This is a genomic window from Streptomyces sp. NPDC107500 (genome assembly GCF_055582785.1).
Genome location: NZ_JBVJPF010000007.1, coordinates 595,613 through 605,911 on the forward strand (window position 1 = coordinate 595,613; position 10,299 = coordinate 605,911).

Below are 10,299 nucleotides of genomic sequence, written 5' to 3' on the forward strand. Positions count from 1 at the left end.
CGGCCCCTCCGTGAGGACCGGCGCCGTTCAGGCGAACCTGGCGGGCGGGGCGCGTGACGCCGGTCCGGCGCGTCGAGAACTGACCCGTGCAGCTGCCGCAGATCCCGCCCATGCTCGCCACCCCCGGCGTCCTGCCGCCCGCCGCGCTGGACGGGCGCTGGGCCTACGAGACGAAGCAGGACGGCCAGCGGGTGGTGGTCTACCTGCCCGGCGACGGCAGCCTGCTGCTGCGCGCCCGCTCCGGCCACGACATCACCGGCGCCTATCCCGAACTGGCACCGCTCGCCACCGCCCTCGGCGCCACCCCCGCGGTCCTGGACGGCGAGGTGCTGGCGCTGGACGAACAGGGCCGCGCCGACTTCCAGTTGCTCCAGTCCCGGATGGGCCTCGCGCACGCCCCCGCGCGGGCGGCGCACCGGGCGGCCAGGGTCCCCGTCCACCTGGTGCTCTTCGACGCGCTGCACCTGGCCGGCGAGTCCCTGCTGCGCCTGCCCTACACCGGCCGCCGCGAGCGGCTGACGGACCTCGGCCTCGCCGGTCCCGCCTGGTCCACCCCCGCCGCGCTGGTCGGCCACGGCGCACAGGCCCTGCGCGCCACCCGCGAGCACGGCCTGGAGGGGCTGGTGTGCAAGCGGCTGGACTCGGTGTACGAACCGGGGGTCCGCTCCCGCGCCTGGATCAAGATCCGCAACATGCGCAGCGAGGACGTCGTGGTCGGCGGCTGGCTGCCCGGCAGGGGACGTCTCACGGGCCTGCCCGGCGCCCTCCTGGTCGGCCAGCGCGCCGGGGGCCGGCTGCGCTACGTCGGCGGCGTCGGCACCGGCTGGAGCGCGGCCGAGCGCGCCGAACTGGCGGCCCTGCTCGGGGCGGCGGCCACGGACGTCTGCCCCTTCGACCCGGTGCCGGCGGTGCCGGGAGCGCGCTGGGTCGTCCCCCGGCTGGTCGGCGAGGTCCGCTACAGCACCCGCACCCGGGACGGCATGCTGCGCCAGCCGTCCTGGCTCAGGCTCCGCCCGGACCTGGCGCCCGAGGAGTCGGCGGCCGACATTCCGGACGACCCGGGATGAACGCGTGACGGAGCATCATTCATTGGGCAGCACTTCACCGCGGTGACGCCCGGGCGCCCTTGGCACGGGAGTGAGAAGACGGGACCCTGAACGCCCCTTCCCCCCACAGCCGTTGGGCTGCGCCCGCAGAGGAGAACGCGATGCCCTCGCGTACCGTCACCCCCCGTCGCCTGAGATGGCTCACCGCACCGCTCGGTGCCCTCGCCCTCGTCGTCGCCTTCCCCGCGAGCGCGTTCGCCGCCCCGCCGCCCGGACTGCCCGCCAACGCGGACGGCCTGGAGCAGACGTACCAGCCGGCCTACGACTACGACACCGACGGCTGCTACCCCACGCCGGCCATCGGCGCCGACGGAACGGTCAACGGCGGGCTCAACCCGACCGGCGCGCTCAACGGCAACTGCCGGGACGCCGCCGACCTGGACAACACCAACGGCTACTCGCGCGCCAAGTGCAACAACGGGTGGTGCGCCTACATGTACGGCCTGTACTTCGAGAAGGACCAGGCACTGCCCGGCAGCAGCCTCGGCGGCCACCGGCACGACTGGGAGCACGTGGTGGTGTGGGTGCGGGACGGCGCGGTGCAGTACGTCTCGACCTCCAACCACGGCTCGTTCAGCGTGCACGCGCGTTCGGCGGTCCGCTTCGACGGCACCCACCCGAAGATCGTCTACCACAAGGACGGCATCAGCACCCACTGCTTCCGCCTGGCGACCGCGGGCGACGAGCCGCCGGAGAACCACAAGGGCGGCTGGCAGTACCCGGCGCTGGTGGGCTGGAACGGCTATCCAGCGGGCGTGCGCGACAAGTTGGCCTCCCACGACTTCGGCAGCGCCAACTTCGGCCTCAAGGACGGCAGCTTCGCCTCCCACCTGGCGTCCGCCAAGCCCGCCGGCATCCCGTTCGATCCGAACGCCTGAGCCAGACCGCCTCGAGAGACGCACGACACCCGGGCCGGGCCGGGTCGACCACCCGGCCCGGCCGCCCCGTTGGGCACTATCGTGTCCGCATGTCCGACCCCGAACTGATCCGTATCGTCTCGCGCGACTCCCCCATGGCCCTCGCTCAGGTCGAGCGCGTCCGGGAGGAGCTGACGGCCCTCCACCCCGGCGTGCGCACCGAGGTCGTCCCGGTGAAGACCACCGGCGACAAGTGGCTCGGCGACCTGTCGCTGGTGGAGGGCAAGGGCGCGTTCACCAAGGAGGTGGACGCCGCCCTGCTGTCCGGCGAGGCCGATCTCGCCGTGCACTGCGTCAAGGACGTGCCCGCCGACCGGCCACTGCCCGCCGGCACGGTGTTCGCCGCCTTCCTGGAGCGCGACGACATCAGGGACGCCCTCGTCCACCCGGAAGGGCTCACCCTGGACGAGCTGCCGGCCGGTACCCGGGTCGGCACCTCCTCGGTGCGCCGCGTCGCGCAACTGGCCGCCACCCACCCGCAGCTGCGGTGCGTGCCGTTCCGGGGCAACGCCAACCGGCGGCTGGCCAAGCTCGCCGCCGGTGAGGCGGACGCGCTGCTGCTCGCGGTCTCCGGCCTGGAGCGCATCGGCCGCCGGGACGTGGTCAGCGAGGTCCTCTCCCCCGACACGATGATGCCGCCGATCGGCGCGGGCATCCTCGCCCTCCAGTGCCGCGAGGACGACACCGCGCTGATCGACGCGGTCAGCGGCCTCGGCCATCCGCGGACGCACCGGGAGGCGACGGCGGAGCGCATGTTCCTGCACGTTCTCCAGGGGCACTGCAACAGCCCGATCGCCGGGTACGCCCGCGTGGACCGGAGCGGGGAACTCTCGCTGCGGGCCTGCGTGTTCACCCCGGACGGCAAGACGCGGCTGAACGCCCACGAGTGGGCCGGCCGCCTCGACCCGGCCACCCTGGGCACCTCGGTCGCCGTGGCGCTGCTGCGTCAGGGCGCCCGCGAGATCATCGACGGCATCGCGCACTGAGGCGCCGCGGCCCGGCCGCGCCCGCCCGGCGGATCAGGCGGAGCCCTCCTCCGCCTGCCCCCGCAGGAAGGCGCTCACCTGGTGCGCCAGCTCCTCGCCCCGGACCGCGCCCGGGGCGGCCCCGGCGGCCGGGTCGGGCAGTCCGAGTCCGCCGCTCCACAGCCGGCGGTCGGCCCACTCCTCGTCCACCCGCAGCTGGACCTGGACGTCCACCTGCCCGAGGCTCGGCTCCGGGCCGGCCGCGTAGAGCACGGCGGTGGCCCGGCGCAGCGGGTAGACGTCGAAGCCCTCGATGAACTGGGAGTTGCGCCAGTCGAGGAAGGCGCTCTCACCGTCGGCGCCGATCCGCACGTCGATCTGACCGTCCTCCAGGTGGATGCCGAGGTGCCCGGTGCCCCGGTTCTCGACGGTCACCCGGACACAGAAGTACGTCAGCCCCTCGGCGGCGTCGTCGCGCCCACGCGGCGGCTCGGCCGGCTCAAGACGGTGGACGCGGACCCGCAGGCCGGCGTGCTCGTCGTACTCCTGCCAGTCCCCGACCACGTTCGGCTCGTACACGGTGCCCCTCTCGACCTCTCGACGCTGCTTCCTATCTGTGCGCTCAGCGCACTGTCAAATGAGCGGAATGCGCTGTGGCCAGGGATTTCGTGCCTTCTGATCGGTGATCAAGCGCTGCCCAGGAAGGATCCGCCGGGGCCCGCGCCGGACGATCACGGGGAGCGTGCCGCAGATCACGTCCGGCCCGTCCGCCGTGCCGATCACCTGCCCGCGGCCGTTCGAGTGGCCGTCCGGCCCAATCGCGCTCAGTATCCATATGTACGAGGACTTGCCAGCACCCCTGCCGAGGGAGGTGCGCGTGATGCGTGTCGCCGGCCGTACCAAGCCCCACCCGCACGACGACGCCCCCGACACCGCCGCGGCGTTCGACCGGCTCGCCGGGCTGCCCGAGGGGCCCGAGCGCCAGGCGCTGCGGGACGAACTGATCCGGAGCTGGCTCCCGATGGCGGAGCGGATCGCCGTACGCTTCCGGGGCCGCGGCGAGAATCTGGAGGACCTCTACCAGGTGGCGGCACTCGGGCTGGTCAAGGCCGTCGACCACTACGACCCGGAACGCGGCCACGCCTTCGAGGCGTACGCCGTGCCGACCGTGACCGGCGAGATCAAGCGGCACTTCCGCGACCACATGTGGACCCTGCACGTGCCGCGCCGGATCCAGGACCTGCGCAACCGGGTGCGCCGCTCGGCCAAGGAGCTGGCGCAGACGACTCCGGGGCGGGCACCGACGGTGGACGAGATAGCCGAGCACGCGCAGCTGACCGTGGTCGAGGTCCGCACCGGCATGGAGGCCCTGGAGTGCTTCACCGCCCTGTCGCTGGAGGCGGAGATGCCCGGCACCGACGGGTACGCCCTCGGGGACGCGCTCGGCGGTCCCGATCCGGCGTTCGACGCGGTGGTGGACCGGGTGGCCGTCCGGCCGTGTCTGGAGGCGCTGCCCGAGCGCGAGCGCACCATCCTCTACCTGCGCTTCTTCGGCGGGATGACGCAGAGCCGCATCGCGCAGCAGCTCGGCATCTCGCAGATGCACGTCTCCCGGCTGCTCACGGGCTGCTTCGACCGGATCCGCGAGGAGATCCTGACGGAGGCCCGGTGAGGGGGCTCAGCGCTCCGGCGGCGCGCCGGGGACACGGGTGGGGCACTGCCGGTCCAGGGTGTCCTCCAGCGCGGCACGTATCCGCGGCGGCATCACTCCGGTGCGCCCCCAGACGAGGATCGTCTCCGCGACGTCGCGCAGTTTGACGTTCGTGTGCTGGGAGACCTCGCGCAGGATGATCCACCCCTGGTCGGGTGCCACCCGGCCCAGGACGACGATCATCCCGATGGCCTGGTCCACGACGGCGTGCGAGACGACCGCCTCCTTCAGCTGCCGGACCTGCTCCTGCAGCTGGAAGACCTGGTCCGAGCCCGTGTCCGTGGACATGGTCACCTCCGGATCCGGCGGGTCACCGCCGCCTGTGCCGCGCGGGACCGCTGCGCCGCCTCCATGGTCGCGACCCCCGGGGCGTCCCGCCACTGGGCCGTACGGGGCGCCCGCGCCACCGTTTCGGCGTCGCCGCCGGGGTACTCGGCAGGCGCCCGCCGCACTCCCGGCCGGACACTGGTGTGGAGCCGGTGACTGCCGGTGGACGAGACCAGGACGCGACTGCCATGAACCACGACATGACCCACCCCGCCGGCGCGGACAGCCTGACGTCCACGCACTCCGTGTACGGGGCGCCCTGCTGGGTGAGTCTCACCAGCCGTGACCTGAAGGCCACCGAGGAGTTCTACTCCGCCGTGCTGGGCTGGCAGTGGCGGCCCGGCAAGCTGGGCGAGCCGTTCCGCATCGCGCTGGCCGACGACGTGCCGGTCGCCGGGATCGCCGCGGTGGCCGCGATGTGGCAGATGGCGGTGGCGTGGACGCCGTACTTCGCCGTGCGCAGCGCGGACGAGGCCGTGTCGCGGGCGCAGGAGCGCGGCGGGACCGCCGCGGTCGGGCCGATCTCCCTGCCGCCCGGGCGGGCGGCGCTGCTCGCCGACCGGGACGGCGCGACCTTCGGGATCTGGGAGGGCGAGCTGCTCACCGACTGGGACGCCTGGCGCACGTCGCGCCCCGCGTTCATCCGGCTGCACACGCGTGACGCCTTCGACGCCGCCATCTTCTACGGCGAGATCTTCGACTGGGCGTCGGGCGAGGGCTGCTGCGAGGTCCGGTACGAGGGCGACGAGGTGGTCCTGCGCCATCAGGGCGACGTCGTGGCCCGGATCGAGTCCGGCGCCCTGGAGGCGGCCCCGGACCCGGCCGTGCGGCCGCACTGGCAGGTCCACTTCGCGGTGGACGACGTCGGGGCGTGCGCCCGGGCGGCGGAGCTGCACGGCGGCAGCGTGCTCTCCCTGAGCGGTGAGGAGGGCGTGCTCCGGGACGCCGACGGCGCGCAGTTCACGGTGACCGCGCGCCGCTTCGACGGCTGACCTCACCGGCTCACCGGCCGGTGCGGGACGGCCGGGAGAGCAGCACCAGACTGCGCTGCTCCACGGTCACCACCGTGGCCGCCTTGTGCTCCGCCTCGTCGGGGACGCCCTCGGGGTCGGCGGTGTCGACCAGGGCCGTCCAGCGCTCTCCGTAGGCCGCGCCGGGCAGCCGGAAGTCGGCGGCCTCCCAGTGGCTGTTGAACAGCAGCAGGAACGAGTCGTCGACGACCGGCCGTCCGCACGGGTCGGGTTCGGCGATGGCGTCGCCGTTGAGGAAGACCCCGACGGCGTGCGCGTCGGAGCGCTGCCAGTCGGCGTCGGTCATCTCCGTGGCGTCCGGCAGCAGCCACACCAGGTCGGGCAGCGGCTGGTCCGCGCGGGTGACCGTGTCGCCGAGGAAGAACCGGCGCCGGCGCAGCACGGGGTGGTCGGCGCGCAGCGCGATGACCCGCCGGGAGAAGTCCAGGAGGGCGCGCTGCTCGTCGTCCAGCCGCCAGTCGATCCAGGAGATCTCGTTGTCCTGGCAGTAGGCGTTGTTGTTGCCGCGCTGGGTGCGGCCCAGTTCGTCGCCGTGGCAGAGCATCGGGATGCCCTGGGAGAACAGCAGTGTGGCGAGGAAGTTGCGCTGCTGGCGGCCGCGGAGTTCCCGGACGGCCGGGTCCTTGGTCGCGCCCTCGGCGCCGCAGTTCCAGGACCGGTTGTGGCTCTCGCCGTCCTGGTTGTCCTCGCCGTTGGCCTCGTTGTGCTTGTCGTTGTAGGAGACGAGGTCGCGCAGGGTGAACCCGTCGTGCGCGGTGACGAAGTTGACGCTGGCGCGGGGGCGGCGCCGGCTGTGCTGGTACAGGTCGGAGGAGCCGGTCAGCCGGGAGGCGAACTCGCCGAGGGTGTGTTCCTCGGAGCGCCAGAAGTCCCGTACGGCGTCCCGGTACTTGCCGTTCCACTCCGACCACAGCGACGGGAAGTTGCCGACCTGGTAGCCGCCCTCGCCGACGTCCCAGGGCTCGGCGATCAGTTTGACGCGGCTGATCACCGGGTCCTGCTGGATGAGGTCGAAGAACGCCGACAGCCGGTCCACCTCGTGGAACTGCCGGGCCAGGGTGGCCGCGAGGTCGAAGCGGAAGCCGTCGACGTGCATCTCGGTCACCCAGTAGCGCAGCGAGTCCATGATGAGCTGGAGGACGTAGGGGTGCCGCATCAGCAGGCTGTTGCCGGTGCCGGTGGTGTCGTAGTAGTGCTGCCAGTCGCCGTCCACCAGGCGGTAGTAGGAGGCGTTGTCGATGCCCCGGAAGGAGAGGCTGGGGCCCTGCTCGTTGCCCTCGGCGGTGTGGTTGTAGACCACGTCGAGGATCACTTCGAGGCCGGCCTCGTGCAGCGTCTTGACCATCGACTTGAACTCGGTGACCTGCTGGCCGCGGGTGCCGTGGGCGGCGTAGCCGTTGTGGGGCGCGAAGAAGCCGATGGTGTTGTAGCCCCAGTAGTTGGACAGGCCCCGGTCCTGGAGCACCCCGTCGTGCACGAACTGGTGCACCGGCATCAGCTCCACGGCGGTCACGCCGAGGGACGTCAGGTGCTCCACGACCGCCGGGTGCGCCAGCCCGGCGTAGGTGCCGCGCAGTTCCGGCGGGACGTCGGGGTGGGTGCGGCTGAGCCCGCGGACGTGCGCCTCGTAGATCACGGACTCCGCGTACCGGCGCCTGGGCGGGCGGTCGTCGCCCCAGTCGAAGTAGGGGTCGGTGACGACGCCGAGCATGGTGTGCCCGGCGCTGTCGCCCGGGTCGGCCCTGCCCTGCGCCCGCTCGAAGAGGGAGGCGTGGTTGTCCACCTGCCCGTCCACCGCGCGGGTGTAGGGGTCGAGGAGGAGCTTCGCGGGGTTGCAGCGGTGGCCGACCGCCGGGGCCCACGGACCGTGGACCCGGTAGCCGTACCGCTGCCCCGGGCCGACGCCGGGCAGGTAGCAGTGCCAGACGAAGCCGTCGACCTCGGGCAGCGCGATCGTGCTGTGGGTGCCGTCGTCGTCGACGAGCACCAGGTCGACCCGTTCGGCGACCTCGCTGAACAGCGCGAAGTTGGTGCCCTGTCCGTCGAAGACGGCGCCCAGCGGGTAGGGGAGTCCGCTCCACACGGGCGACCCCTTCCAGTCCGGCCTCTCCCGGGTCACCGGGCCTCCTCCAGTACGCCGGCCGCCGGGCGGGCCAGCCGGGCCACCGGCATGACCTCGCGCGGCACTTCCAGGCCCTCCTGGGTGATCGGCTCCGGTGACGTGGCCACCAGCGGGACGCGTTCGGCGGACCGGGCGCGCCGGGAGAACCAGATGACCTTCGCCCCGGTGTCGGTGGCGCAGCAGCCCCAGCCGTCGCTGTGCGCGGCGAGGTGCTGGAGGCAGGTGCGCAGGTCCTGGTCGGGGCGGAGGGCGTGGTCGTTGCCCGCTACGGCCGTGATGAGGTGCTGGTGGTTCCACCACATCTCGATCGACGTGTTCTTGTCGCTCGCGTGCTCGTCGATCGCCCGAAGCAGCATCTCGGCACCCGAGCAGACGGGTTCGACGAGGTTCTCCAGGTTCCAGAACCGGAGGTGAGCGGCCAGGATGCGCCTGACCTGTCCGACCCGTTCCGGGCTCACTTCCACGTCGAGGTGGTAGTAGCAGGGCACTGCGGTCTTCATCGTCGTGGCTCCTCACCGCGAAGGCTCCCGCTCCTGCCGTCCCTTGGGGGACGGGCTCCCCGATCACGAAGCGTGAGCGTTGATCGCTTCTGAGTCACTCCAGAGTGAGAGCGGTAGTCCATTCGTGCAACACGAGCACCGAACCCCGGCAAACGGGGGGAAAGCGGGGCGTCGGCGAGTGAGGGAAAGGTTGAAGATCCAACAAGACGGCGCGTCACCACCCGTGCACCATGTGTGAAGAACTCGATCGTCCGTACCACCGGACCGTCCGGAAGGTGACCGGCCATGCTGCTCCCCGCGAAGAGCGAAGTCGCCCGGCAGCTGCGGCATTACCGCGCCTGGGAACGCTCGATGCTGGTGTCCCCCACGGACGTCACGGTCCGCACCACCTTCGAGGACTCCGGCTACACCCTCTGCGTGCTGATGGGAAAGCGGTGCGCGCGCGAGGCCGCCGACGCCGCCGAGAGGTATCTGCGGACGAACCTGGTCACCCATGCGCAGGAGCAGCCGGAACGTTTCGCCCCGTCGGGGCCGATGACCCCCTCCGGCGCGGCCTGACCCATCGGCCGGGCACCCGCCCGGCCCCGAGCACGGCGGAGGTGAGAACGGATGACTACGACCGTGGGCATCGGACGCATCCCGGTACGGGACGTTCACCCGGTGGTGGAGCACGGCAGGCGGCCGGCGAAGGCGGTGACGGGGGAGACGTTCGAGGTCTCCGCCTCCGTGTTCCGGGAGGGACACGACGCGGTCGCCGCCAACGTCGTGCTGAAGGACCCGGAGGGCCGGCCGGGCCCGTGGACGCCGATGCGGGAGCTGGCGCCCGGCAGCGACCGCTGGGGCGCCGAGGTCACCCCGGGCGCGCCGGGCAACTGGACCTACCGGGTGGAGGCGTGGAGCGACCCCGTCTCCACCTGGCGGCACCACGCGCGCATCAAGATCCCGGCCGGCATCGACGCCGGCCTCGTGCTCGAGGAGGGGGCGGAGCTGTACCGGCGGGCGGCCGCAGGGGTCCCGGGGACCTCCGGGCGCGCGGTGCTGCTGGCCGCCTCGGAGACCCTGCTGGACGACGCGCTGCCCGTGGCCACCCGGCTGGCGGCGGCGCTGACGCCGGAGGTGGACGCGGTCCTGGCCCGCCATCCACTGCGGGAACTGGTCACCTCCTCCGACCCGCTGCCCCTGCTGGTCGAACGCGAACGGGCCCTGTACGGCGCCTGGTACGAGTTCTTCCCCCGTTCCGAGGGCACCCCCGAGCAGCCCCACGGCACCTTCCGCACCGCGGCCCGCCGGCTGCCCGCGATCGCCGCGATGGGCTTCGACGTCGTCTACCTCCCCCCGGTCCACCCCATCGGCACCACCCACCGCAAGGGCCGCAACAACACCCTCTCCGCCACCCCCGACGACGTCGGCGTCCCCTGGGCCATCGGCTCCCCCGAAGGCGGCCACGACAGCATCCACCCCGCCCTGGGCACCTTCGACGACTTCGACCACTTCGCCGCCGAAGCCGCCCGCCACGGCCTGGAAATCGCCCTCGACTTCGCCCTCCAGTGCTCCCCCGACCACCCCTGGGTGCACAAACACCCCGACTGGTTCCACCACCGCCCCGACGGCACCATCGCG

The 10,299-nt window shown here is 72.7% G+C and carries 12 protein-coding genes; 7 read left to right on the top strand and 5 right to left on the bottom strand.

The annotated features are described in order from the left end of the window. The first annotated feature begins 86 nt into the window (after positions 1 to 86). The 3 genes from ACZ67M_RS29215 to hemC all read left to right on the top strand — a co-directional run bounded on the left by ACZ67M_RS29215 (position 87) and on the right by hemC (position 3,009). Positions 87 to 1,067, top strand: a complete 981-nt coding sequence (locus ACZ67M_RS29215; RefSeq protein ID WP_469853555.1) for an ATP-dependent DNA ligase — start codon at positions 87 to 89, stop codon at positions 1,065 to 1,067. Between the two features lie 140 nt (positions 1,068 to 1,207). After that, on the top strand, positions 1,208 to 1,984 hold the full coding sequence (locus tag ACZ67M_RS29220) for an NPP1 family protein (RefSeq protein WP_385799848.1): 777 nt from the start codon (positions 1,208 to 1,210) through the stop codon (positions 1,982 to 1,984). Between the two features lie 89 nt (positions 1,985 to 2,073). Then, on the top strand, positions 2,074 to 3,009 hold the full coding sequence (gene hemC / locus ACZ67M_RS29225) for a hydroxymethylbilane synthase (protein WP_385799850.1): 936 nt from the start codon (positions 2,074 to 2,076) through the stop codon (positions 3,007 to 3,009). A gap of 33 nt (positions 3,010 to 3,042) precedes the next feature. Here the strand turns inward: hemC and ACZ67M_RS29230 are convergent, their stop codons facing one another. Next, positions 3,043 to 3,567: a hypothetical protein gene (locus tag ACZ67M_RS29230; protein ID WP_361362463.1), complete on the bottom strand. Its 525-nt coding sequence runs from the start codon at positions 3,565 to 3,567 to the stop codon at positions 3,043 to 3,045. Between the two features lie 301 nt (positions 3,568 to 3,868). On the opposite strand from ACZ67M_RS29230, the gene ACZ67M_RS29235 reads away from it, so the two are divergent. Then, positions 3,869 to 4,660 (top strand): SigB/SigF/SigG family RNA polymerase sigma factor, encoded by a 792-nt coding sequence (locus ACZ67M_RS29235; RefSeq protein ID WP_064726236.1) that lies wholly within the window; start codon positions 3,869 to 3,871, stop codon positions 4,658 to 4,660. 6 nt (positions 4,661 to 4,666) lie between these two features. On the opposite strand, the gene ACZ67M_RS29240 is transcribed toward ACZ67M_RS29235, so the two are convergent. Together ACZ67M_RS29240 and ACZ67M_RS29245 are read right to left on the bottom strand one after the other, a co-directional pair. Further along, positions 4,667 to 4,987, bottom strand: a complete 321-nt coding sequence (locus ACZ67M_RS29240) for an ANTAR domain-containing protein (protein ID WP_202559154.1) — start codon at positions 4,985 to 4,987, stop codon at positions 4,667 to 4,669. A 2-nt stretch (positions 4,988 to 4,989) separates the two neighbouring features. Further along, positions 4,990 to 5,223: a hypothetical protein gene (locus ACZ67M_RS29245; protein WP_307009441.1), complete on the bottom strand. Its 234-nt coding sequence runs from the start codon at positions 5,221 to 5,223 to the stop codon at positions 4,990 to 4,992. Between ACZ67M_RS29245 and ACZ67M_RS29250 the strand changes: the two genes are divergently transcribed. Further along, positions 5,215 to 6,018 carry a VOC family protein gene (locus ACZ67M_RS29250; protein WP_392014807.1) on the top strand — a complete coding sequence of 268 codons (804 nt, stop codon included), beginning with the start codon at positions 5,215 to 5,217 and terminating at the stop codon, positions 6,016 to 6,018. The genes ACZ67M_RS29245 and ACZ67M_RS29250 overlap by 9 nt on opposite strands. 10 nt (positions 6,019 to 6,028) lie before the next feature. Here the strand turns inward: ACZ67M_RS29250 and glgX are convergent, their stop codons facing one another. Both glgX and ACZ67M_RS29260 read right to left on the bottom strand, forming a co-directional pair. Then, on the bottom strand, positions 6,029 to 8,176 hold the full coding sequence (glgX, locus tag ACZ67M_RS29255; RefSeq protein WP_361362457.1) for a glycogen debranching protein GlgX: 2,148 nt from the start codon (positions 8,174 to 8,176) through the stop codon (positions 6,029 to 6,031). Further along, positions 8,173 to 8,679 (bottom strand): pep a2, encoded by a 507-nt coding sequence (locus ACZ67M_RS29260; protein WP_361362454.1) that lies wholly within the window; start codon positions 8,677 to 8,679, stop codon positions 8,173 to 8,175. Before ACZ67M_RS29260 ends, glgX begins: the two co-directional genes overlap by 4 nt. 285 nt (positions 8,680 to 8,964) lie before the next feature. Here ACZ67M_RS29260 and ACZ67M_RS29265 point away from each other — a divergent pair, with 285 nt between their 5' ends. Then, positions 8,965 to 9,237, top strand: coding sequence for a DUF5133 domain-containing protein (locus ACZ67M_RS29265; protein WP_307009449.1), 273 nt, complete (start codon positions 8,965 to 8,967; stop codon positions 9,235 to 9,237). A 51-nt stretch (positions 9,238 to 9,288) separates the two neighbouring features. Further along, positions 9,289 to 10,299: maltotransferase domain-containing protein (locus ACZ67M_RS29270; RefSeq protein ID WP_469853559.1), on the top strand; the 1,011-nt coding region annotated here is incomplete at its 3' end.